A 23,472-nucleotide genomic window follows, 5' to 3' on the forward strand; every position below is an offset into this window, starting at 1 on the left:
CGCCTCACGGGGATCCCCGCTGCGGCCCCCGGAGGGACGGCGCGCTACTCCCCCGCCGGGTCCGGCGACGCCGAGGGCGCCTCGTCGCTCGTGGAGCGGGCGAGCTTGACGACGGTGGCCCCCTCGTCGTCGAACAGGCGGAGCCGTCCGCCGTCGATCGAGGCCATCGCCGCCTCCGAGAAGATCATCGGCAGCGCGACGCCGTCGCAGGCGATCAGCGTGCTCGGCCCGGCCGAGACGGTGAGGGCGCCCTCCTGGTCGATCGACCACTCGCCCTGCGCGCCGTTGCAGCCGTCGGAGCCCGTCCAGGTCCCGTCCTCCGCGATCAGGAGGAACGGAACGTCGGGCGCGTCGTAGGAGACGCCCGTCACCCAGCGGCCGACCAGGTCCTCCGGGGAGGGCGCCGTCATCGCGTCGACCCCGGAGCCCTCGGCGCAGCCGGTGAGCCCGAGCACGGCCGCGAGGACGAGGATCCCGCCCGCGCGTCCGGCCGCGACCCGCCTCATCGCCCGAGGAGCTTCTGCAGCTGCTCGAGCTCCTCCGGCGTGGGCTGGGCGCCCTTGCCGGCGCCGCCGCCCAGGCCGAAGCCGGAGCCGCCCGCATCGCCCGGGCGGGGCCCGGAGGTGATCGCCGCGTTCTCGGCCGCGCGCTTGGCGGGGTTGCCGGACTTGCTGCTCTTCTTCTTCTGCGGCTTCGGGCGGCCCTGGTAGCCGGCGCCGGGCACGGGGCCCATCCCGGGGACCGAGGGCATGCCGCCCTTGGCGACCGTCTTCATCATCTTGGCGGCCTGCTCGAAGCGCTGGACGAGCTGGTTGACGTCCGTGACCGTCATGCCGGAGCCGCGGGCGATGCGCAGGCGCCGCGAGCCGTTGAGCAGCTTCGGGTTGACCCGCTCCGCCTTCGTCATCGACTGGATGATCGCCTCGGTGCGCACGATCTCGCGCTCGTCGAACTGGTCGAGCTGCTCTCGCATGCCCTTCGCACCGGGCAGCATGCCGATCATCTTCTTGATCGAGCCCATGTTGCGCAGCTGCTGCATCTGGCCGAGGAAGTCGTCGAGGGTGAACGTGTCCCCCATGATCTTCTCGGCGATCTTGCGCGCCTCGTCCTCGTCGAACGCGGACTGGGCCTGCTCGATGAGGGTCAGTACGTCGCCGAGGTCGAGGATGCGGCTCGCCATGCGGTCGGGGTGGAACTGCTCGAAGTCGTCGAGCGACTCGCCCGTGGAGGCGAAGAGGATCGGGCGGCCGGTGAGCGAGGCGACCGAGAGCGCCGCGCCGCCGCGGGCGTCGCCGTCGAGCTTGGAGAGGACGACGCCGGTGAAGTCGACGCCCTCCTGGAAGGCCTTCGCGGTCGCGACCGCGTCCTGGCCGATCATCGCGTCGATGACGAACAGCACCTCGTCGGGGTTCGTGACGCGGCGGATGTCGGCGGCCTGCTTCATCATGTCGGCGTCGACGCCGAGGCGTCCGGCCGTGTCGATGATGACCGTGTCGTACTGCTTGTCGGTCGCGAAGCGGATCGCGTTCTGGGCGACCTTGACCGGGTTGCCGACGCCGTTGCCCGGCTCGGGCGCGTAGACCGCGACTCCGGCCTGCTCGCCGACGACCTGCAGCTGCTGCACCGCGTTGGGGCGCTGGAGGTCGGCCGCGACGAGCAGCGGGGTGTGGCCGTCCTTGCCGAGGTACTTGCCGAGCTTGCCCGCGAGCGTCGTCTTGCCCGCGCCCTGGAGGCCGGCGAGCATGATGACGGTCGGCGGGCGCTTGGCGAACTCGAGGCGGCGCGACTGCCCGCCGAGGATCGCGACGAGCTCCTCGTTGACGATCTGGACGACCTGCTGGGCCGGGTTGAGCGCCTTGTTGACCTCGTCGCCGAGGGCGCGCTCGCGGACCTTGCCGGTGAACTCCTTCACGACCTCCAGCGCGACGTCGGCGTCGAGCAGCGCGCGCCGGATCTCGCGGACGGTGCCGTCGACGTCCGACGCGGAGAGCTTGCCCTTCGTGCGGAGGTTCTTGAAGGTCTCGACGAGTCGATCGGAGAGGGTGCCGAAAGTAGCCATGATGCCCGGAATTCTACCGGAGGCCCGGAGGGTCGGCGGGCGGGGCCGCCGATCGGCCCGCGATCGGCGCGATCACGGTGGTGCGGATTAACTGGTCCGAGTCCAAGAACAGGGCTAGGGTGGCCCGGTGATCGAGACACTCGTGGCGGGCGATTCCGCGGACCCCCTGGACTACACCGACGGCTGGGAGCTGCAGCGCCGCCTGCACGCCGAGGTGGTGGCGGGCTCGAGGCCGGACATCCTCGTGCTCTGCGAGCACTCCTCCGTCTACACCGCAGGCAAGCGCACCGAGGCGCACGAGCGCCCGGACGACGGCTCGCCCGTGGTCGACGTCGACCGCGGAGGGCGGATCACCTGGCACGGCCCGGGGCAGCTCGTCGGCTACCCGATCGTGCGGCTCGGCGAGCCCGTCGACGTGGTCGCCTACGTCCGCTCGCTGGAGGGCGTGCTGATCGCCGCTCTCGACGACCTGGGCGTGCAGGGGCGGCGCGTCGACGGGCGCTCGGGAGTGTGGATCCCGAGGGACGGCGGCGCCGACAAGATCGCCGCGATCGGCATCCGCGTCGCCTCGGGCGTGACGATGCACGGATTCGCCCTCAACGTCTCGAACAGCCTCGAGCCCTACGCCCGCATCGTCGCCTGCGGCATCGCCGACGCCGGAGTGACCACGCTCGAGCGCGAGCGCGGCGAGGCTCCGCCCATGGAGGCGGTGCGGGCGCGGGTGGCGGCGCGCTTCTCGGAGGCGGCCCCCGCCTTCTCCGCCCGCATCGAGGAGGTCGCCGCGTGAGCGCCGAGGCCGGCGGCCGCAAGCTCCTGCGGCTGGAGATCCGCAACGCCGAGACGCCGATCGAGCGCAAGCCCGAGTGGATCCGCACGAAGGCCTCGATGGGCCCGGAGTACCGGCAGCTGCAGTCGCTGGTGAAGAGCGAGGAGCTGCACACCGTCTGCCAGGAGGCGGGCTGCCCCAACATCTTCGAGTGCTGGGAGGACCGCGAGGCGACCTTCCTCATCGGGGGCGCCCAGTGCACCCGCCGCTGCGACTTCTGCCAGATCGACACCGGGAAGCCCGCGGACTACGACGCGGACGAGCCCCGGCGCGTCGGCGAGTCCGTGGCGCGGATGAACCTCCGCTACGCGACCGTCACCGGAGTCGCCCGCGACGACCTGCCGGACGAGGGCTCCTGGCTCTACGCCGAGACCATCCGCCAGATCCACGCCCAGGCTCCGGGCACGGGGGTCGAGATCCTGGTCCCGGACTTCACGGGCCGCGCCGAGCACCTGCAGAGGGTGTTCGACGCGGAGCCGGAGGTGTTCGCCCACAACGTCGAGACGGTCCCGCGGATCTTCAAGCGCATCCGGCCGGCCTTCCGCTACGAGCGCTCGCTCGACGTGCTCACCCAGGGCCGGGAGGCGGGGCTGATCACGAAGTCGAACCTCATCCTCGGCATGGGCGAGGAGCGGGAGGAGATCTCGCAGGCGCTGCAGGACCTCCACGACGCCGGCACCGACATCGTGACCATCACGCAGTACCTCCGCCCGACGCCGCGGCATCTGCCGGTGGACCGCTGGGTGCACCCGGAGGAGTTCGTGGCGATCAAGGAGGAGGCCGAGGACATCGGCTTCCTCGGCGTCCTCGCGGGGCCCCTGGTCCGCTCCTCCTACCGGGCCGGCCGGCTCTGGGCGCGCTCGATGGAGTCGAAGGGGCTGCCGGTCCCGGAGCACCTGCGCCACCTCGCAGACGCGGCACTGGGCTTCTCGCAGGCCGTGTAGCCCGCCACCGGGACGGCGCCGGCGCGTCGTCCCGGGCGGGGCCGCTCAGCTGACGAGCTGCTGGGCGAAGACGTGGGGGGTGAAGCCGGTGAGGTCGCCGATGCCCTCGCCCTGGCCGACGAGCTTGATCGGGATGCCGGTGCGCTCCTGGACCGCGAGGACGAAGCCGCCCTTCGCGGAGCCGTCGAGCTTGGTGATGACCAGGCCGGTGACGCCCGCGTGCTCGATGAACGCCTCGGCCTGGCTCAGCCCGTTCTGACCGGTCGTCGCGTCGAGCACGAGCAGGATCTCGGAGATCGGGGCCTGCTTCTCGATGACGCGCTTGATCTTCGTGAGCTCGTCCATCAGCCCGCCCTTGGTGTGCAGGCGGCCGGCCGTGTCGATGATGACCATCTCGACGCCGGTGTCCTTCGCGAACTGCACGGTCTGGAAGGCGACGGACGCCGGATCCTGGCGCTCCTGCTGAGGGCGGACGATCTGGGCGTCGGCGCGCTGCGCCCAGGTGGCGAGCTGGTCGACCGCCGCCGCGCGGAAGGTGTCGGCCGCGCCGACCACGACGCTCCGGCCGTAGTTGCGGAGGAACTTGGCGAACTTGCCGATGGTCGTGGTCTTGCCGACGCCGTTCACGCCGACCACGAGGATCACGGCGGGGCGCTCGCTGAGCTTGAGTGTGGTGTCGTACTTCGACAGGCGCTCCTCGAGGGACTCGCGGAGCATCCGCTGCAGGTCGCGCGGGTCGGTGGTGGAGTAGCGGGCGACCTTGGCGCGGAGGTCGTCGACGATCTCCTCGGTGATGTCGGGGCCGAAGTCGGCGGTGATCAGCGCCGTCTCGAGGTCGTCCCAGGTCTGGTCGTCGATCGTGCGCTTCTCGAACAGGCCGCGCAGTGCGCGGCCGAGCGACCAGGAGGTGCGTTCTGCCATGGGTCCAGGCTACCGGCGGGCGCGCCTCCGAGCGGTCGGGGAGGCGGGTTCAGGCCGGGGGCGCGGCGACGCGCTGGCCGACGACGGCCGAGACGCCGTCCTGCCGCATCGAGACGCCGTAGAGGGCGTCCGCGATCTCCATGGTGCGCTTCTGGTGGGTGATGACGATCAGCTGGCTCGAGGTGCGCAGGTCCTCGAAGATGCTGAGCAGTCGGCCGAGATTCGCGTCGTCGAGAGCGGCCTCCACCTCGTCCATGATGTAGAAGGGGCTCGGCCGCGACTTGAAGATGGCGACCATGAACGCCACGGCCGCGAGCGAGCGCTCCCCTCCGGAGAGGAGCGACAGCCGCTCGATCTTCTTGCCGGCTGGCCGCACCGCGACCTCGATGCCGGTGGTGAGCAGGTTCTCCGGGTCGGTCAGGCGGATGCTGCCGGTGCCGCCGGGGAAGAGGACGGGGAACACGTCCGCGAACGCCGCCTGCGTGTCGTCGAAGGCGGAGGCAAACACCGTCTGCATCGTCTCGTCGAGCTCCTCGATGATGGTGAGCAGGTCCCGCCGGGTCCCGGTGAGGTCGGCCAGCTGCTCGGTCAGGAACGCGTGCCGCTGCTCCAGCGCGGCGAACTCCTCCAGCGCGAGCGGATTGACGCGGCCCAGCTGCCCCAGCTGCTTCTCGGCCTTCTCGAGGCGGCGGCGCTGCTCCTCGCGGACGTAGGGCCGCGGCTCCTGCTCCTCGTCCGTCTCGTCGGGGACGCCGACTCCGGGACCGTACTCCTCCACCAGCACGTCCTCGGTGAGCCCGAGCTCGGACGCGGCGCGCTCGAGCAGACCGGTGAGCTGCAGCCTCTTCTCGTAGATCTGCAGCTCGAGGCCGTGGACGCTCTCGGTGACGGACTGGAGCCGGTCGCGCACGCTCCCCTCCTCGCGGCGGAGCCCCTGCAGCTCGGCGTTCTGCTGCGAGCGCGCCGCCTCGGCCGCGACGAGCTCGGCCCGGGCCTGCTGGACGGAGCGGTCGACGGAGGCGAGGACGGCGGGGAGCGCGGCGGTCACCTCGGCCGCGGCGTCGCGCTGGCGACGGCGGATCACGGCGCGGCGTGCGGCCTCGTCGGCGGCGGCGCGGTCGGCGGCCAGCTGGCGGGCCAGCGCCTCTCCGCGGGACTGCTCCGCCCGCACCCGCTCCTTGGCGGTCTCGACGCCGAGCCGCGCCTCGATCTCGCGCTCGCGTGCGGTGTCGACGTCGCGCTGCAGACCGTCGCGGGCGCTCGCGTCGAGCACCGGCCGAGGCCGGGCGCGCGCGGCGTCGAGCGCCGACCTCGCCTCCTGGGCCGCGCGCTCGGCGTCGCCGACCCGGTCCGAGGCGACGGCCAGCGCCCTCGAGCCCCGGCCGTGCTCGGCGGTGGCCGCCTCGAGCTGGGCGCGCACGCCGCCGAGCCGCTCGGTGTGGGCGGCACGGGCGGCGTCGTGCTCGCGGAGGGCCGAGAGCGCGCTCGCGGCCTGCTCCTTCGCGCCGCGGAGCGCACCGGTCTGCTCGGCGAGCTCGAAGCGGAGCCGGTCGATCCCGCCCTGGACCTCCTCCAGCCGGGCGGCGGCCGAGTCGCGCTCGGAGACGAGCTCGATCCGGCTGCGCTGCCCGCCGGAGCCGGCGCTCTGCACGGCGTCGGAGACGGTCGCGCCGTCGCGGGTGACCAGGACGGTGCCCGGATCGATGCGCTCCCTCAGGCGCCGCGCCGCGGCGAGGTCCTCGACCACGAGGAAACGCTCGAGGAGCGAGAGGACCCCGGCCGGCGCCGTGACGAGGTCGCCCGCGCGTTCCGCCCCCTCGGGAACGGTGAGAGCGACGTGCGGCCGGGCGGCGTCGGCGACCAGCAGCTCGACGCGTCCGAGGTCGCGCTCCAGCGCGGCGTCCAGAGCCGCGTCGGCCCGGGCGGTCGACTCGACCAGCACGGCGTCGGCGACCGCGCCGAGGGCGGCGGCGATCGCGGCCTCGGAGCCCGGCCGCACCTGGATCCGCTCGGCGACCCGGCCGCGCACCCCCTCGATCCGGGCGGCGATCAGCTCGGCCGAGCCGTCCGAGACGTCGAGCGCCAGCGACAGGGCACCCGTGCGGGCGGCCAGCGCCTCGCGCTCGCGCTCCAGGGCGTGCAGCTCCTCGCGCAGCCGCTCGATCCCGCCCTCGGCGGCCGAGACCGCGGACTGGGCGAGCTCGTAGCCCTCGTCGAGTCCGCCGTCGGGGCCGCGGCCCGCGTCGTCCAGCTCGGCCTCCAGAGCGTCGAGCGCCCGCCGCGCCGCCTCCTTCCGCCGGTCGGCCGCGTCGAGGGTGTTCTGCGCGCGCAGGACCTCGCCCCGGACGGACGCGAGACGGGAGGCGGCGGTGTCGGCCTGCCCCGAGAGGGTGGAGAGCTCGAGGTCGTAGCGCGAGACGAGGGCCGCCTGCGCGGCGATCTCCTCGTCGACCGCGTCGAGGGCGGAGCGGGCGGCGACGGTCGTGCGCTGCGCCTGTACCCACGCCGTCTCCGCGTCGAGGACGGCCTGCCGCAGGCGCTCCAGCTCGACCCGCGCCTCCTCCACCTGCGCCGGCGTCACGCGCGGCTGGATCTGCGGCTGCTCGGACTCGAGCTCGAGCATCGCGAGCCGCTGCCCGGCGAGGGCCGAGAGGTTGCGCAGCCGCTCCAGCACCGACTCCAGCTCGAACGAGGTGCGCCGGGCGTCGTCGACCGCGTCGCCGACCGCCTCCGCCTCGATCCGCGCTCGCCGGAGCGTCGCCTGCTCGAGCCGCTGCTGCAGGACCACCCGCTCGCTGTGCCGCTCGCTCTCGGTGCGGGCGAAGCCGTCCAGGGCGGTCCTGAGCGCGACCACGTCGTCCGCGAGCAGGCGCGCCCGGGCGTCGCGCACCACGGCGGCGATCGTCTGCGCCTGCCGTGCGACCTCGGCCTGGCGCCCGAGGGGCTTGAGCTGGCGCCGGATCTCGCCCGCGAGGTCGGAGAGGCGGGTCAGGTTCGCCTGCATCGCCTCGAGCTTGCGGAGCGTCTTCTCCTTGCGGCGGCGGTGCTTGAGGATCCCGGCGGCCTCCTCGATGAACCCGCGCCGCTCCTCGGGGGTCGCGTGCAGCACGGCGTCGAGCTGTCCCTGCCCCACGATGACGTGCATCTCGCGCCCGAGACCGGAGTCGCTCAACAGCTCCTGCACGTCGAGCAGCCGGCAGCCGCGTCCATTGATCGCGTACTCGCTGCCGCCGTTGCGGAAGAGGGTCCGGGTGATCGTCACCTCGGTGTACTCGATCGGCAGGGCGCCGTCCGAGTTGTCGATGGTGAGCGCGACCTCGGCGCGGCCGAGGGGTCCGCGGGTGGAGGTGCCCGCGAAGATGACGTCCTCCATCTTGCCGCCGCGGAGCGTCTTCGCCCCCTGCTCACCCATCACCCAGGCGAGCGCGTCGACGACGTTGCTCTTGCCCGAGCCGTTGGGGCCGACGACGCAGGTGACCCCCGGCTCGAAGGCGAACGTGGTCGGCTGAGCGAAGGACTTGAAGCCCTTGAGGGTCAGGCTCTTCAGGTACACCCGGCCGCCTCGCTCCCGTCCACAACGCCTCCACGGTAGCCGACGGCCGCGGCCGGGCCGGGAGGCGGAGCCCCGACCGGCCGACGGACCGCCGCGATCCCGCACCGGAACAGGCGCAGGAGGCCGCCGCGGGCGCCGGGACGTGCACACTGGGGTGGTGAACCGCACCTCCGACCCGGCGCTCCGGATCCGTGAGCTCGCGATCCCCGAGGCCGTGGGCGCCGACGGCTGGAGCGACTTCCTCGCCCTGACCGCGATCGGCGATGCGGTGGGGACCGCCCCGGACTGCCGGGCCGTCTACACCTGGAACGCCGAGGAGAACCGACCGATGCTCGCCGTGAACGAGGCCGTCGGCTTCACCCCCGTCGCCCACGAGGGCCAGTGGAGGAAGGAGCTCTCATGACCCCGCTCGTCGAGCCCGGACCGCCGCTGACCGCCGCCGAGCGCGAGCGGTTCGCCCGGCAGATCCGCCTGGCGCCCCTCGGGGAGCTCGGACAGCGGCGCCTCCGGAACGCGCGCGTGCTGATCCTCGGCGCGGGCGGCATCGGCTCGCCGGTGATCACGGCGCTCGCCGCGGCCGGGGTCGGGCGGCTCGGCATCGTGGACGGCGACGTCGTCGAGCTCTCGAACCTGGCGCGGCAGACGGCGCACGACGACTCCTCGGTGGGCCGGTCGAAGGCGGAGTCGGCGGCGGCGACCGCGCGGCGGCTCTCCCCCGGCATCGACGCCCGGGCCTTCCCGGTGTCGCTGACCTCGGCCAACGTCGACGCCCTGGTGGCGGGCTGGGACGTCGTGGTCGACGGCTTCGACACCTTCGGCGCGCGCTACCTCGCCTCGGACGCGACGACGCGCGCCGGGATCCCGCACGTGTGGGGGTCGGCGCTCGGCTTCGACGGGCAGCTCTCGACCTTCTGGGCCGGCGCTCCGGGCGGAGGGGTGACCCTGCGCGCGCTGCACCCCGAGGCCGAGGACGCGGGTGACAGCTGCTCGACGGTGGGCGTGCTGGGCGCGCTCTGCGCGCTGATCGGCTCGGCCATGGCGGCCGAGGTCGTGAAGCTCGTGACCGGGGCGGGCGAGCCGCTGTTCGGTCGCGTCCTCGTGCACGACGCTCTCGACTCCTCCTGGGCCGAGCTTCCTCTCGAGCGGCGGGTGCCGCCGGTCCCGGAGCGGCGGGCCGCGGCGGGCTCGATCACGGCGGCCGAGCTGCGGGAGCGGCTGGCCGGGCCGACGCCCCCGAGCGTCGTCGACCTCCGCGAGGACGACGAGGACCGGTCCGTCGCGGTGCCCGGTGCCGTGCGGATGCCGATGTCGCGCTTCGACCCCGCCGCTCTGCCGGCCGGTCCGCTCGTGCTGCACTGCGCCTCCGGGGTCCGGTCGCGTCTCGCGGCGGAGCGCGCGGCGGCGGCGGGCGTGGCGTCCGACTCGCTCGACGGCGGGATGGCGTCGTGGCGGGAGCGGTGACCCGCCCCGCGGCCGCGTGCGCCGCGGAACGGGAGGGGTGAGGCGCACCCAGCGCCCTGCCGATCGGCGACCCGGGATGTTCGGTGCTCGCAGCGGAGAGGATCCGTCCTTCTCCGCGGATCAGGGCGGAGCAGTGTCCGAAGCTGATCGGCGGTGGCGTGCTCGCGGCCACCGTTCCGAGGAGAGCACCCATGCCGACGCCTTCACCGCACTCCGCGCGGCAGGCGGCGCTGCTCGATCCTCCCGACCCGCTCGACCCCGGCGCGGAGGCGTGATGCCCGAGGTCTGGAGTCCCGCCGAGAGGCGGCTGCGTCGGCTCGGCTGGATTCCGCGGCGCCCCCTGCCGCGAGGTGCCGTCTGCGACGCGATCGTCTCGCCGCGCCTCAGCCTCAGCCGCGCCTGGCTGCAGACCGGGGAGTTCGAGGTCCTCCCCCATCCCGGAAGGCTCCGCGTGCTCTTCAGCCTCGACGGGACCGGCCGCCTCTCCGCCCGGGGCCGCGACCACCGGCTCCCGGCCGGCAGCGCTCTCGTGACCCGCGCCTCGACGGTGCAGTACGCGGCGGCGCTCAGTCCGTGGGCGCGCTTCGAGTGGCAGCTGCGCCCCTCGGTGCTCCGCGCGAGCGAGTTCGCCTCGCTCACGGACCGGGTCCTCGCCCTCCCCGAGGCCTACTGGCGCGCACTCACCGGTGCGGCGAACACCGTCCTCAGTTTCGGCGTCGAGCCCTCGGACGCGGCCTTCGAGCACTTCGAGATCGCGAGCGAGCACCTCCTGGCCTCGGCCTTCTCGGCGCTGCTGCCCTCCTCTGACCGAGAGGACCGGTCCCCCGCCGCCGTGTATGCGAACGGCACGCGCCTGATCGAGCGGCACTACCGCGACCGCTCCTTCACGGTGGAGACGCTCGCGGAGAGTCTCGGCGTGTCGGTCAGCCACCTGCACCGGGCGTTCTCGGCCGCCGGCACCACCCCTCGTCAGCGGATCGAGCGTGCGCGGGCCTTCGAGGCGCAGCGCCTCCTCGACGAGCTCGGCCCGCGGGCGGCGACGGACCTGGAGCGCGTGGCGCGGTCGGCCGGCTTCAGCTCGCGGATCCACATGCAGCGGACCCTCCGCCGGATAGACGACGCGGGCTGACGTGCGCCGCCGCGTCCCCCGCGCCGGACGGGCTCCCGGCGAGGAGGCGCCCTGAGCGGCTCCCCCGGCCCGGCGGCGCGACGGAACGTCCACGGTCGGGCATGGAATCTCGTCGCGGCCCGTTCCGCGTCGACCGGAGGCCGGACGTTCGGCAGGATCGGCGCGTCCACCACCCCTCGCAGGAAAGAAAGAAAAGGAACACCATGACGGACACCAACTCCCTGGACCCGACGGCAGCGCACTCGCGCTCCCTCCCCCCGCGGATCGACTCGACCCGCGGGGGGCCCGCCCGGCGGACGATCATGTCGGGTGCGGCCTGGTCCGTCCCCGTCGTCGCCGCGGCGGTCGCGACCCCCGCGGCCGCCGCGTCCACCGGCCTCACCCTCGCCTTCGACGCCCCGGCGTACTCCTTCCCCGCCTGCACCACGAGAACGGTCTCCGTCCTCGCCACGACCAACGGTGCTCCCGCTGCCGGCGACACGGTCACCATCACTCTCCCCGCCGGCCTGACCAGCGGCGGCGCGCAGACCGTCAGGGCGACGACCGGCGCGGACGGACGCGTGAGCATCCCGGTCACGGCCGGGAACGTGGCGCAGAACGGCATCACCCTCTCCGCCGTCTCCGGCGCCGCGGGCGCGACGGCGACCGCGAGCACCACCGCGACCACGGGGACCGCCGTCCGGTACGTCACCGACGGCGGAGGGACGACGCCGGAGTCGAACGGCAACGTGCCCTCGGGAGCCAAGACCGTCGGACCCCGGTACTACCTGACGGAGTCGGGCGAGCTCTATCACGGCGGGGGGCGGATCGCGCGCGGCGTCACCAGCGTCCAGGGCTTCCGCGACGAGCAGAACCGCGACGTCGCCGACTTCGTGGTCGACGGCGTCTTCTACCGCTTCGTCACCGGAGACGCCGCGCCGAAGGCCATCGGGAGCGGCGTGCCGGCCGGATCGACGGTCCATGCGCCCGCCTTCTACGTCACACCGAACGGCGAGCTGCGGCGCGCCGGCGGAGCCCTCGTGACCACCGGAGTGACGAGCGCGGACTCCTTCCGCGACCAGAGCAACAACGACGTCATCGACGTGATCGTCGGCTCGGAGCTCGTCCGCTACATCAACTCCACGAAGAACCAGGTCTACGCCAGGAACGTTCCGGCAGGATCGACGGCCTTGGCGCCCTCGTACCACCTGACGCCGGACGGGCGCCTCTTCAACAGCAGCATCCTGGTCGCCACCGGGGTGACCAGTGCCGACGCCTACCGCGATCGACAGAACCGTGACGTCGTGGACGTGATCCAGAACGGCGCTCTCGTCCGGTACGGCGCGTTCGCGGACAGGACGCAGCCGCAGATCCGCGTCGCCTCCGGTGTGCCCTCCGACGCCACCATCTACGCGCCGGACGCCTACGTGACCCGGGACGGCCGGGCCTTCGTCAGCGGCGTGCTGGTCGCCACCGGAGTCTCCTCGGCGTTCGGATTCCGCGACGTGCAGAATCGCAACGTGCTCGACACGATGACCAACGTCCTGTGCCCGTGACGCACGGGATCGGCCGCTGATCCGGTCCTGCCCCGCCGCACGCGGGTCCGAGGGAGGCGTCCCGCGGGTCCCTGTGCGGCGGGACAGGACCAGTCCGTCCTCGGGATGCAGCGTCCTCCAGAAGCGCGGACGCACCTGCTGCGGACCGCGCGGAGCGGACGCACCGGTCCGGTCGAGGACGGCTCGTCACGGAGGGCTCTTCGGGGTCAGCCGCCGGCGAACGGCGGCAGGACGTCGACCGCGGCATCGGGACGCAGCGGCGTGGCCCTGTCCGCGGTCGACACGCCGTCGACCAGGTAGGTGCACCGTGCGAGCACGTCGGCGGCCGAGGGCGCGGAGGCGACGAGTCGCTCCTCGAGAGCGCCCAGGTCGGGCACCTCGTCGAGCTCGTCGGAACCACGGCCGAGGGCGGCCTTGGCCGCCGCGAAGTAGCGGACCCGCATGCTCATCCGCCGATCGCGCTCATCGTGCGCTCGGGCTGCACGAAGCCCGCCCGGTTCATCTCGTGTCCCGCGGGCTTGGCCCACATCGCCCCGCGCCAGAGCTGGGCGACCTCGTGGTCGTCCGCGCCCGCGCGCATCGGGCCGAGCAGGTCCGTCTCCTCGTTCGAGAAGAGGCAGCTGCGGACACCGCCCTCGGCGGTGAGCCGGGTGCGGCGGCAGTCGTCGCAGAAGTTCTCGGTGACGGACGCGATGATCCCCACCTGGCCGAGCACCTCGGACCCCCCGGCCTCGCGGACGTCGAAGAGCTCGGCGGGGGCGCCGTCACGGGGGGCCGCGTGCGGGCTGAGCGAGAAGCGCTCCGAGAGCAGCGCCCGGATGTCCGCGGCGGTGATCATGGTCGCGCGGTCCCAGCCGTGGTCGGCGTCGAGCGCCATCTGCTCGATGAAGCGGAGCTGGTGGCCTCCCGCGAGGGCCCAGGCGAGCAGCTCCGGGGCCTCGTGGTCGTTGATCCCGGGCAGGAGCACCGCGTTGATCTTGGTCTGGTCCAGGCCGGCGGGACCGAGCGCGTCGATGCCCGCGAGCACGCGGTCGAGGAACGGGCGACGGGTGACCTTCGCGAAGGTCTCGGCGCAGATCGAGTCGAGCGAGACGTTGACGCGGTTCAGGCCGGCGTCGGCGAGCGCCGCCGCCCGACCCGACAGGCCGATCGCGTTCGTGGTGAGCGAGATCTCGGGGCGCGGGTCGAGGGAGGCGACGTCGCGGATGATGTCGACGAGGTCCTTGCGCAGGAGCGGCTCGCCGCCGGTGAAGCGGATCTGGCGGACGCCGAACTGCTCCACGGCGATGCGCGCGAGGCGGAGGATCTCCTCACGGCTCAGCAGGGACGCGGGCGGCTGGAACGGCAGGCCCTCCGCCGGCATGCAGTAGGTGCAGCGCAGATTGCACTTGTCCGTCAGCGAGATCCGCAGATCGTCCGCGACGCGCCCGTAGGTGTCCAGGAGGAGCGGGGTGGCGGGGCGGTCGGCCGGGAGGACCGCGCTGCGCTGTCGGGGCCGGAAGCCCGGGATCCCCAGTGCTGTGCTCATCCGCTCACACTACGCCGCGGAACCGGGCGCGACCCGGCAAGATGGACTCGGTCCTGCCGCCGGTCGGGCTCCGCCGCTCGCGAGAGGACACGATGACCTCGATCGACCTGCACGCCGCCCGGGTGCGGGCGCTGCTCGCGCCGCTGGCCACGCGGGGTGCCCGCGAGACCCTGAGCCTGGATCCGGCCGCGGTCGCCGCCGATCCGGGCGCGTACGACCGGCGGGTCCTCGCCCGCTCCGTCGACTCCCCGCTCGACCTGCCGCGCTTCGACAACTCGCAGATGGACGGCTTCGCGGTGCGGGCGGCCGACCTCGACGCGGCGGCGCCGGAGCATCCCGTCGCCCTGCCCGTCTCGGCGCCGATCCCCGCGGGCGACCGGGCGCCGCGGCACGAGCCCGGCACGGCGACACCGATCATGACCGGCTCGCCGCTGCCGGAGGGGGCCGACGCCGTCGTCCCGGTCGAGCGCGTCGATCCTCCGCGCTTCCCCGCGGCGGGCAGCGTCGCCTTCGCGCATCCGGTGGTGCCGGCGACCTTCGTCCGAGCCAGGGGCAGCGACGCCCGCCGCGGCGAGCTCGCCCTCCCGGCCGGCACGGTCCTCCGCGCGGCCCACTACGGACTCCTCGCCTCCCTCGGGCTGACCGAGGCGGAGGTGCTGCCGCGACTCCGGGTGCTCGTCGTCCCCACCGGCAACGAGATCCGTCCCGCAGGCGCCGTCCTCGAGGAGGCGCAGATCCACGACGCGAACGGCGCCCTGCTGGCCGAGGCCGTCCGCGAGGCGGGCGCGCTGCCCGTCGTCGCCGCCTGCACGAGCGATCGGGCCGAGGACCTCCTGGCGCTGCTCGAGGAGCACGCGGGCGCGGCCGACCTGGTGATCACGGTCGGCGGTGTCAGCGCGGGCGCCTACGAGGTCGTCCGCGACGCGCTCGGCCCGGCGGGCTCGGAGTTCGGCCACGTCGAGATGCAGCCGGGCGGCCCGCAGGGCCTCGGTCTCGTGCGCGTGGCCGAGGGGCTGCACCTGCCGGTGGTCTCGCTTCCCGGGAACCCGGTGAGCGCCCTGGTCTCGTTCGAGGTGTTCCTCCGGCCCGTGCTGCGCTCGCTCGCGCGACGGACGCCCGCCGAGCGGCCGCGGCTCCGTGCGCGCCTCGGCACGGCGCTCGACTCGCCTGCGCACCTGCACCAGATCCGCCGCGGAGTCCTCGACGACGAGGGCTTCGTGCACCCGGTGGGCGGGCCCGGCTCGCACCTGCTGGCGTCCTACGCCCGCTCCACCGTGCTCATCCACGTCCCCGTCGGGACGGACCACGCAGCGACCGGCGACACGGTCGAGATCTGGAGGATCGATGACTGAGAGCGATCGGCTCACCCATGTGCGCGGCGACGGAGCCGTGCACATGGTCGATGTGAGCGCGAAGGAGGTCACGGCGCGCACCGCCGTCGCCGAAGGCTACGTCGAGACCTCACCCGAGGTGGTGCGGCTCCTCGAGCAGGGCGAGCTGCCCAAGGGCGAAGCGCTCGGCGTCGCGCGGATCGCCGGGATCCTCGGCGCGAAGGCGACCTCGACCCTCATCCCGCTCTGCCACCCGCTGGCGCTGGACGGCGTCGACGTGGACCTCGAGCCGCAGGACGGCCGCGTCCGGATCGAGGCGCGCGTGCGCACGACCGGGCGCACCGGCGTCGAGATGGAGGCGCTGACCGCGGTCAGCGTGGCCGCCCTCACGGTTTACGACATGATCAAGGCGGTCGATCGCGGTGCCGCGATCACCGGCATCCGTGTGCTCGCGAAGGCGGGCGGGAGGAGCGGCTCGTGGACGAGCGGAGGAACCCCGTGACGCGGCGGGCGGTGGCGGTCGTCGCCTCCACCCGTGCCGCCTCCGGCGTGTACGAGGACCGGACGGGACCGGCGCTGGAGGCCTGGTTCACCACCCGCGGCTGGGAGTCCCGGGTGGTCGTTGTGGCCGACGGCGACGCGGTGGGCGAGGCGATCGCCGACGCGATCGCCAGCGGAGTCGACGTGGTCGTGACAACCGGCGGGACGGGCGTCGCCCCGAGCGACGTCACCCCGGAGCAGACCGCCCCCCTCCTGGAGCGGCCCCTGCCTGGCCTCGCCGAGGCGGTGCGCGCCAAGGGCGCCGCCCACGTCCCGACCGCCGTGCTCAGCCGCGGGCTCGCCGGCGTCAGCGGCCGCACCGTCGTGGTGAACCTCCCCGGCTCCCCCGGCGGCGTCCGCGACGGGATCGACGTGCTCGACCCGGTGATCGGGCACCTGCTCGACCAGCTCGGAGGCGGCGACCATGCCCGCTGAGCCGGTCGCCCTCGCCCGGCTGGCGGCCGAGGCCATCACCGTCGACGAGTGCGAGCAGGCGGTCGACTCCCCGACGCACGGCGCCGTCGTGACCTTCGCGGGCGTCGTCCGCGACCACGACGAGGGCCGCGGCGTGCTCCGGCTGTCCTACGAGGCGCACCCGGACGCCCCCGCCGCACTCCTCGCCTCCGCCCGCCGCATCGCCGAGCGCTGGCCCGACGTCCGCATCGCCGCCGTGCACCGGATCGGCGACCTCGTGGTCGGCGACCTCGCCCTCGCCTGCGCCGTGGCCTCGGCCCACCGCGCGGCGGCCTTCGAAGCCTGCGCGGCACTGGTCGACGACATCAAGGCGTCGGTGCCGATCTGGAAGGAGCAGTCCTTCGTCGACGGCAGCTCGGAGTGGGTCGCGAGCCTCGGCTGATCTTCCTTCGAGCCCGTCCCCGCCGGGCTCGGCGCGGTCGGCCGGAGAGGGTGGTCACGTTTCGCAGAGCGGGGAGCGATCGCCTAGATCGATCCGCTGGCACGCAGATCGATCGTTCGGCTCGAGGGTGTTTCATACCGAGCCCGTCCCCGCCGGGCTCGGCGCGGTCGCGGTGCTCGTCCCCGAGCCCGTCCCTGCCGGGCTCGGCGCAGTCGGCTTTCCAGGGCGGCTGCGATTCGCAGAGCGGGGAGCGACCGCCTAGATCGATCCGCTCACACGCGGACCGATCGTTCGGCTTGAGGGGAGAGCGAGGGGGTGGCGGGTCGACATCGGGAGGTCGCCCACTGATCCGCAAGGACGGGGCCCGAGGTGTGGCGCATCGGATGGCGGATCCGCCGGGGGGACGGAGGCGCGGCATGGACCTGAACACGATCCAGCGCGTCCGGGTGGTGCGCGAGCGCTCCGAGCTGGCGGGCCGCGGGCCGCGCTCAGCGGTCATCGGAGGCGGCTCCTGGGTGTTCTCCCTCCCCCACGACCACCTCGACGAGCTCCTCGACCTGCAGGGATTCGCGTGGGAGCCGATCGTGCGCACGGACGCCGGGCTCTCGATCGCGGCGACCTGCACGCTCAGCGAGCTCGCCGCGATGCCCGACGCGGGCGACACCGCCCATCCGCTCTTCTTCCAGTGCTGCACGGCACTGCTGGGCTCCTTCAAGATCTGGAACGTCGCCACTGTCGGCGGCAACATCGCCAACGCCCTGCCCGCAGGACCGATGATCAGCCTCGCCGCCGCGCTCGACGCCACCGCCCTCGTCTGGCGGGCCGACGGCTCGGACGTCGCCGTGCCGGTCGCCGAGCTCGTGACCGGCAACATGACCACTTCCCTGGCCCAGGACGACGTCATCCGCTCGATCGAGATCCCTCTCTCCTCCCTCCGGGCGCGCACCGCGTTCCGCAAGACGGCGCTCTCCCCTCTCGGACGCTCCGGCGCCGTCGTCATCGGCCGCCTCGACACCGACGGCGCGTTCGTGCTCACGATCACCGCGGCGACCGTCCGGCCGGAGCGGCTCCGCTTCGCCGCCGTTCCCTCCTCGGCCGAGCTCGCCGCGGCCGTCGACGGCGTCGCGACCTGGTTCACCGACCCGCACGGAGCCGCCGACTGGCGCCACGCCGTCGTTCGCGTGCTCGCCGAGGAGATCCGCACCGAGCTGACCGGAGGCGCCCGATGAGGTTCACCGTCAACGGGGAGCCGGTCGACGCCTCCCCCCGCCCCGGCCAGGTGCTGCGCACCCTCCTCCGCGACCACGAGCACTTCGAGGTGAAGAAGGGGTGCGACGCCGGTGACTGCGGCGCCTGCTCCGTCCTCGTCGACGGGACGCCGTTCCACTCCTGCCTCTACCCCGCCCACCGCGTCGAGGGGCGCGAGGTGACGACAGCGGCCGGCCTCGGCACGCCCGAGGAGCCGAGCGCGGTGCAGGAGGCGTTCGTCGAGGCCGGCGCGTTCCAGTGCGGCTTCTGCACGGCCGGCATGGTGGTCACGGCCACGGCGCTCGACGGAGTCCGCGCCGAGGACGTGCCGCGGCTGATGAAGGGCAACCTCTGCCGGTGCACGGGCTACCGCCCCATCCGCGAGGCCGTGACGGGCGCCTGCGCGTCCGGGCACGGCGCGCACGCGGCCGAGCCGTCCGGAGCGGATCGCACGGAGGCCCCGGTCCGCGGACGGCACGCGGCCCCGCCGTCGGGTCTCACCCCCGTCCGCCGCACCGGTCGCCCGTCGGCCGAGGAGTCCCGGGTCGGCCGCTCGCTCGGCGCGCCCGCCGGCCGGCGGATCGTCCAGGGCCGCGAGCCGTTCACCCTCGACGTCGCCGTCCCCGGCCTACTGCACCTGAAGGTCGTCCAGAGCCCGCACGCCCACGCGCGCATCCGCTCGATCGATACGACCGCCGCCCGCGCGATGCGGGGCGTCGTCGCGGTCCTCACCGCCGAGGACGTCCCCGACGTCCTCTACTCCACCGCCCGCCACGAGTCCCGGCTCGACGACCCGGACGATACTCGCATGCTCGACACCGTCGTCCGGTTCCGCGGGCAGCGCGTGGCCGTGGTGGTCGCGGAGTCGGTGGCCGAGGCGGAGGCGGCCTGCCGCGCCGTCGAGGTCGACTACGAGGTACTGCCCGCCGTCTTCGACCCGGAGGAGGCGCGCTCGGCCGGCGCGCCGCTCCTGCACGCCGACAAGGATCCGATCGCCTCGCGCATCGCCCGGCCTGAGGCGAACGTCGTCGCGGAGCTCCACGGAGAGTACGGGGACGTGGCCGCCGGACTCGCGGAGGCCGACGTGGTCGTCGAGGGCCGGTACTCGACCTCCCGGGTCGCGCACACGGCGCTCGAGACCCACGGCACCATCGGCTGGCTCGAGGGCGGAGAGCTGGTGCTGCGGACCTCGACGCAGGTGCCCTTCCTCGTGCGCGACGAGATCGCGCGCCTGTTCGACCGCGATCCGTCGACCGTCCGCGTCTTCACGGCACGGGTGGGCGGCGGCTTCGGCGGCAAGCAGGAGATCCTGACGGAGGACGTCGTCGCCCTCGCCGTGCTCGCCACCGGCCGGCCCGTGCAGTTCGAGTTCACCCGGAGCGACGAGTTCACGATGGCCCCCTGCCGACACCCGATGCGGGTCGGCGTCACGCTCGGCGCCCGGCGCGACGGACGGCTGACCGCCCTCGCCGTGGACGTGCTCTCGGACACCGGCGCCTACGGCAATCACGGACCCGGCGTGATGTTCCACGGCACCTCGGAGTCGGTCGCCGTCTACAGCGCGCCCAGCAAGCGCGTCGACGCGCAGGCCGTCTACACGAACAACCTCCCCTCGGGGGCGTTCCGCGGCTACGGCCTCGGGCAGGTGATCTTCGGCATCGAGTCGGCGATGGACGATCTCGCCCGCGAGCTCGGGATCGACCCGTTCGAGCTGCGGCGGATCAACGCGGTGCGCCCGGGCGAGCCGCTGGTGGTCACGCACGTCGAGGGCGACGACATCGGCTTCGCCTCCTACGGCCTCGACCAGTGCCTCGACCTCACCGAGGCGGCCCTGGCCGGCGGCGGCGGCTCCCCCGCCCCCGACGGACCGGGGTGGCGGACAGGGCAGGGCACGGCACTGGCGATGATCGCCACCATCCCCCCGCGGGGCCACTTCTCGGAGGCGACCGTCACCGTCGACGCCGAGGGAGTGCTGACGATCGGCGTCGGCACGGCCGAGTTCGGCAACGGGACGACCACCGTGCACACGCAGCTGGTCGCGAGCGCCTTCCGCGCCTCGGCCGACCGGGTGCGGATCCGCCAGTCCGACACGGACGCGGCCCGCTACGACACCGGAGCGTTCGGCAGCGCCGGCACGGTGGTCGCGGGCAAGGCCGTCCACTCGGCCGCGACGCGCCTCCTCGCCGAGCTGCAGGCGCTCGCCAAGCGGCTGACCGGGCACGACGAGACCTTCGAGCCCGACGACGAGGGCCTGCTCGCTCCGGACGGCACCCGGGTCGCGTTCGCCGATCTGGTCCGCGCGGCCGGCGGACCGGTCACCGCGACCGGGAGCGAGGACGGCGCTCAGCGCTCGCTCGCGTTCAACGTCCAGGGCTTCCGCGTCGCGGTGCACGAGCCGACGGGCGAGGTGCGGATCCTGCAGTCGGTCCAGGCGGCCGACGCCGGCTTCGTGATCAACCCGGCGCAGTGCCGCGGGCAGGTCGAGGGCGGAGTGGCGCAGGCGATCGGCTCGGCGCTGTACGAGGAGGTGATCCTCGACGGCGAGGGCACCGTGACCACGGCGATCCTCCGGAACTACCACATCCCGCAGATGGCGGACGTGCCCGAGACCGAGGTGCTCTTCGCGGACACCGCCGACGAGCTCGGGCCGTTCGGCGCGAAGTCGATGAGCGAGGCGCCCTACAACCCGGTCGCCCCCGCACTCGCCAACGCCGTCCGCGACGCGATCGGCGTGCGGCCGACCGAGCTGCCGCTCTCCCGCGACCGGATCTGGCGGCTCCTGCACCCGGACGCCGCCCCGGTCGCGTCCGTCGAGGCGGAGGCGCCGCCCGGTTGAACGACGACGGGCTGAGCGCCGATCGGCTGCCGCAGCTCAGACGCGCGACGCCAGCTCCGTGCTCGCCCGGGCGACCTCGCGGGCGATCGCGTCCTCGTCCGCGTTCACCAGCTGTCCCTCCCGCACCGTCGGGCGACCCTGCACCAGGAGCAGGCTCAGCGGGGGCTGCGCTCCGAGCGCGAGGGCCGCGACCGGGTCGGCGATGCCCGCGTGCTCGATCCCGTCGATCCGCCAGAGCGCGAGGTCGGCGAGCTTGCCGACCTCGATCGAGCCGATCTCGTCCTGCCGGCCGAGCACCCGGGCCCCGCCGATGGTGGCGACCGAGAGCGCCTGCCGGGCGCTCATCCGGTCGGCGCCGGCGCGCAGGCGGTTCATCAGGACCGCGGCGCGGATCTCGGAGCCGAGCTGCCCGGACTCGTTCGACGCCGCGCCGTCCACGCCGAGGCCGACCGGTGCTCCCGCCGCCAGCAGCTGCGGGATCGGCGCGATGCCCGCGGCGAGCCGGCCGTTCGAGGACGGGCAGTGCGCGACTCCGGTGCCCGTGGCCGCGAACTTCGCGATCGCGTCGGCGTCGAGGTGGACGCAGTGCGCCATCCAGACGTCGTCGCCGAGCCAGCCGAGCGACTCCAGGTGGTCGGTGGGCGAGAGGCCGAACGCCTCCCGCGTGTATGCGTCCTCCTCCACGGTCTCGGAGCCGTGGGTGTGCAGCCGGACCCCGAGCTGACGGGCGAGGACGGCCGACTCGCGCAGCAGGTCGGTGGTCACCGAGAAGGGCGAGCACGGGGCGATCGCGACCCGCACCATCGCGTCGGCGGAGGCGTCGTGGTACCGCTGGACCGCCTCTCCACTGGCCTGGAGCGCGGCCGCCGTGGTCTCGACGGCGAAGTCCGGCGGGAGGCCGCCCCGGGACTCGCCGAGGTCCATCGACCCGCGGGTCGCGTGCAGCCGGAGGCCGAGGGTGCCGGCCGCGTCGACGATGCCGCCGACGATGTCGCCGGAGCCCCGCGGGAAGACGTAGTGGTGGTCGGCGACGGTGCTGCAGCCGGACCGGGCGAGGACGCCCATCGCGCCGAGGGCGGCGGAGCGGGTCAGGTCGGCGTCGATGCGGGACCAGGCGGGGTAGAGCGCGACCAGCCAGTCGAAGAGGATCGAGTCCTGCGCCCAGCCGCGGGTGAGCCACTGGTAGAGGTGGTGGTGCGTGTTGACGAGCCCGGGTGTGAGCAGGTGGCCTCGGCCGTCGACCCGCGTGAGCGTGATCGCCTCCTGCGCCGGCAGACCCGTCGGCGACCGTCCGTCGAGGGCCCATGCCGGAGGGTCGCCGGCCCCGACGGCGACGATGCGGGAGTCGTCGACGACGACGTGGCCGACGGGGTGCTCGGTCCCGTGCGCGTCGACGGTGGCGACGTGGGCTCCGGTGAGGACGTGGCGCTGCATGCCCCGAGCATGGCAGCGCGGTGTTTCGCGGCCGTTTCCCGCCGGAGTGCGATCAGGCCGGCGCGATCACGACGGCGCGTGGTCAGGGAAGGACGTGCGGCTCAGCGCGCCGCGTGGATCGGGCCCGAGCGCCCCGCGAGCGGCTCCCCGGACGTCCCCGTGCGCGCGGCGAGGACCTCCGCGAGGATCGACACGGCCGTCTCCTCCGGCGTCGACGCGCCGATGTCCAGGCCGATCGGCGAGTGCAGGCGGGTGAGCGCCTCGTCCGTCACTCCCGCCTCGCGCAGCAGCCGCAGCCGCCGCTCGTGGGTGCGCCGCGATCCCATCGCGCCGACGTAGGCGACCGGGAGCGCGAGCGCGGTCTCGAGCAGTGGGATGTCGAACTTCTCGTCGTGGGTGAGCACCGCGATCACGGTGCGCGAGTCGACCTCGGCGCGGGCGAGGTGGTCGGACGGCCACTCGACGAGGACCTCGTCCGCGCCCGGGAAGCGCTCGGCGGTCGCGAACACCGGACGCGCGTCGCAGACGGTCACGCGGTAGCCGAGCAGGGAGCCTGCGGAGCAGAGCGCGGCGGAGAAGTCGACGGCGCCGTAGATCAGCAGGCGCGGCCGCTCCGCGTGCACGACGTAGGCGACCTCGAGCTCGGCGCCCCGGCAGGCGGTCTCGACCGTGGCCGAGCGGCCGGAGGCCAGGCGCGCCTCGCGCTCGGCGAGGATGCGGCGGGCGGTGTCCTCGTCCAGGTGCCGGCCGACGACGTCCTGGAGGCGCGTCGCTCCGGTGAGCACGAGGCCGATCAGCTCCTCCGGGCCGCCGACGACGATCGCCAGCGCGGCCGAGCGGCCGGCGCGGGCGGCGCGCAGCTCGGCGAGGACCGCGGTGGAGCCGGAGTCGACGACCTGGCCGAACACGCGCAGCTGCCCCCCGCAGGACAGGCCCGCGGCGAAGGCCGCCTCGTCGTCGAAGCCGAAGTGCTCGGACGCGCTGCCCGAGGTGCCGAGCACCTCCTGGGCCAGCGCGTACGCCTGCGCCTCGACGCAGCCGCCGGAGATCGAGCCGATCGCGCGCCCCTCCGCGTCCACCGCCATCGAGGAGCCGAGAGCGCGGGGAGCCGAGCCGAAGACGTGCGTGACCGTGACGACCGCGACCCTCCCGCCCACCTCGACGCGCTCGAGCAGGGGGGCGGCGATGTCGAGCACGACGGCCTCCTCTTCTCGGACGGGAGGCGACGGCGCCGGGGCTGCGGGGAGGCCGGGCGGAGCCGCCGACGGGCG

Annotated in this window: 20 protein-coding genes; 12 read left to right on the forward strand and 8 right to left on the reverse strand. The window is 74.1% G+C overall.

Translation table 11 applies throughout. The features are described 5' to 3' along the window. Positions 1 to 44: 44 nt before the first annotated feature. Positions 45 to 506 carry an META domain-containing protein gene (locus C5C39_RS07060; RefSeq protein ID WP_104260572.1) on the reverse strand — a complete coding sequence of 154 codons (462 nt, stop codon included), beginning with the start codon at positions 504 to 506 and terminating at the stop codon, positions 45 to 47. Beyond that, positions 503 to 2,059 (reverse strand): signal recognition particle protein, encoded by a 1,557-nt coding sequence (ffh, locus tag C5C39_RS07065; protein WP_104226882.1) that lies wholly within the window; start codon positions 2,057 to 2,059, stop codon positions 503 to 505. Before ffh ends, C5C39_RS07060 begins: the two co-directional genes overlap by 4 nt. A gap of 127 nt (positions 2,060 to 2,186) precedes the next feature. Here ffh and lipB point away from each other — a divergent pair, with 127 nt between their 5' ends. Together lipB and lipA are read left to right on the forward strand one after the other, a co-directional pair. Beyond that, complete coding sequence (gene lipB / locus C5C39_RS07070; RefSeq protein WP_104353005.1) at positions 2,187 to 2,846, forward strand: lipoyl(octanoyl) transferase LipB; 660 nt, start codon at positions 2,187 to 2,189, stop codon at positions 2,844 to 2,846. Then, complete coding sequence (lipA, locus tag C5C39_RS07075; protein ID WP_104292199.1) at positions 2,843 to 3,829, forward strand: lipoyl synthase; 987 nt, start codon at positions 2,843 to 2,845, stop codon at positions 3,827 to 3,829. The genes lipB and lipA overlap by 4 nt, the downstream gene beginning before the upstream one ends. Positions 3,830 to 3,874: 45 nt before the next feature. Here the strand turns inward: lipA and ftsY are convergent, their stop codons facing one another. Next, positions 3,875 to 4,750: a signal recognition particle-docking protein FtsY gene (gene ftsY, locus C5C39_RS07080; RefSeq protein ID WP_104223920.1), complete on the reverse strand. Its 876-nt coding sequence runs from the start codon at positions 4,748 to 4,750 to the stop codon at positions 3,875 to 3,877. Between the two features lie 49 nt (positions 4,751 to 4,799). Then, positions 4,800 to 8,303, reverse strand: coding sequence for a chromosome segregation protein SMC (gene smc, locus C5C39_RS07085; RefSeq protein ID WP_104353006.1), 3,504 nt, complete (start codon positions 8,301 to 8,303; stop codon positions 4,800 to 4,802). A 157-nt stretch (positions 8,304 to 8,460) separates the two neighbouring features. Here smc and C5C39_RS17940 point away from each other — a divergent pair, with 157 nt between their 5' ends. The 4 genes from C5C39_RS17940 (at position 8,461) to C5C39_RS07105 (ending at position 12,428) form a co-directional block, all read left to right on the forward strand. Then, entirely contained in the window at positions 8,461 to 8,706 is a 246-nt protein-coding gene (locus tag C5C39_RS17940; protein ID WP_181028756.1) for a hypothetical protein, read from the forward strand. Beyond that, positions 8,703 to 9,764: a ThiF family adenylyltransferase gene (locus C5C39_RS07095; protein ID WP_104353007.1), complete on the forward strand. Its 1,062-nt coding sequence runs from the start codon at positions 8,703 to 8,705 to the stop codon at positions 9,762 to 9,764. Before C5C39_RS17940 ends, C5C39_RS07095 begins: the two co-directional genes overlap by 4 nt. A 274-nt stretch (positions 9,765 to 10,038) precedes the next feature. Next, the gene (locus tag C5C39_RS07100) at positions 10,039 to 10,893 is read left to right on the forward strand and encodes an AraC family transcriptional regulator (RefSeq protein ID WP_104353008.1); all 855 of its coding nucleotides are present in this window, start codon (positions 10,039 to 10,041) and stop codon (positions 10,891 to 10,893) included. Positions 10,894 to 11,096: 203 nt separating this feature from the next. After that, on the forward strand, positions 11,097 to 12,428 hold the full coding sequence (locus tag C5C39_RS07105) for a hypothetical protein (protein ID WP_104353009.1): 1,332 nt from the start codon (positions 11,097 to 11,099) through the stop codon (positions 12,426 to 12,428). 206 nt (positions 12,429 to 12,634) lie between these two features. Here the strand turns inward: C5C39_RS07105 and C5C39_RS07110 are convergent, their stop codons facing one another. Both C5C39_RS07110 and moaA read right to left on the reverse strand, forming a co-directional pair. Next, positions 12,635 to 12,877, reverse strand: coding sequence for a MoaD/ThiS family protein (locus C5C39_RS07110; protein WP_104223924.1), 243 nt, complete (start codon positions 12,875 to 12,877; stop codon positions 12,635 to 12,637). Beyond that, on the reverse strand, positions 12,874 to 13,956 hold the full coding sequence (moaA, locus tag C5C39_RS07115; RefSeq protein WP_104226889.1) for a GTP 3',8-cyclase MoaA: 1,083 nt from the start codon (positions 13,954 to 13,956) through the stop codon (positions 12,874 to 12,876). Before moaA ends, C5C39_RS07110 begins: the two co-directional genes overlap by 4 nt. Before the next feature lie 92 nt (positions 13,957 to 14,048). Between moaA and glp the strand changes: the two genes are divergently transcribed. From glp to C5C39_RS07145, 6 genes are all read left to right on the forward strand, one after another. Then, a complete protein-coding gene (gene glp / locus C5C39_RS07120; protein ID WP_104353023.1) occupies positions 14,049 to 15,308 on the forward strand; it encodes a gephyrin-like molybdotransferase Glp in 1,260 nt (419 codons plus the stop codon). Further along, on the forward strand, positions 15,301 to 15,789 hold the full coding sequence (gene moaC, locus C5C39_RS07125; RefSeq protein ID WP_104232482.1) for a cyclic pyranopterin monophosphate synthase MoaC: 489 nt from the start codon (positions 15,301 to 15,303) through the stop codon (positions 15,787 to 15,789). Before glp ends, moaC begins: the two co-directional genes overlap by 8 nt. Beyond that, complete coding sequence (locus C5C39_RS07130) at positions 15,765 to 16,262, forward strand: molybdenum cofactor biosynthesis protein B (protein ID WP_258062296.1); 498 nt, start codon at positions 15,765 to 15,767, stop codon at positions 16,260 to 16,262. The genes moaC and C5C39_RS07130 overlap by 25 nt, the downstream gene beginning before the upstream one ends. Continuing rightward, positions 16,252 to 16,683 (forward strand): molybdenum cofactor biosynthesis protein MoaE, encoded by a 432-nt coding sequence (locus C5C39_RS07135; RefSeq protein WP_104232481.1) that lies wholly within the window; start codon positions 16,252 to 16,254, stop codon positions 16,681 to 16,683. The genes C5C39_RS07130 and C5C39_RS07135 overlap by 11 nt, the downstream gene beginning before the upstream one ends. A 416-nt stretch (positions 16,684 to 17,099) precedes the next feature. Further along, positions 17,100 to 17,912, forward strand: a complete 813-nt coding sequence (locus tag C5C39_RS07140) for an FAD binding domain-containing protein (protein ID WP_104353010.1) — start codon at positions 17,100 to 17,102, stop codon at positions 17,910 to 17,912. Further along, on the forward strand, positions 17,909 to 20,767 hold the full coding sequence (locus C5C39_RS07145; RefSeq protein ID WP_104348038.1) for a molybdopterin cofactor-binding domain-containing protein: 2,859 nt from the start codon (positions 17,909 to 17,911) through the stop codon (positions 20,765 to 20,767). Before C5C39_RS07140 ends, C5C39_RS07145 begins: the two co-directional genes overlap by 4 nt. A gap of 36 nt (positions 20,768 to 20,803) precedes the next feature. Here the strand turns inward: C5C39_RS07145 and C5C39_RS07150 are convergent, their stop codons facing one another. Both C5C39_RS07150 and C5C39_RS07155 read right to left on the reverse strand, forming a co-directional pair. Continuing rightward, the gene (locus C5C39_RS07150; RefSeq protein ID WP_104353011.1) at positions 20,804 to 22,201 is read right to left on the reverse strand and encodes an 8-oxoguanine deaminase; all 1,398 of its coding nucleotides are present in this window, start codon (positions 22,199 to 22,201) and stop codon (positions 20,804 to 20,806) included. A 101-nt stretch (positions 22,202 to 22,302) separates the two neighbouring features. Then, complete coding sequence (locus C5C39_RS07155) at positions 22,303 to 23,397, reverse strand: XdhC family protein (protein WP_104353012.1); 1,095 nt, start codon at positions 23,395 to 23,397, stop codon at positions 22,303 to 22,305. Positions 23,398 to 23,472: the final 75 nt, after the last annotated feature.

The sequence above is a fragment of the Rathayibacter sp. AY1F3 genome (assembly GCF_002931975.1).
Taxonomy (GTDB): domain Bacteria; phylum Actinomycetota; class Actinomycetes; order Actinomycetales; family Microbacteriaceae; genus Rathayibacter.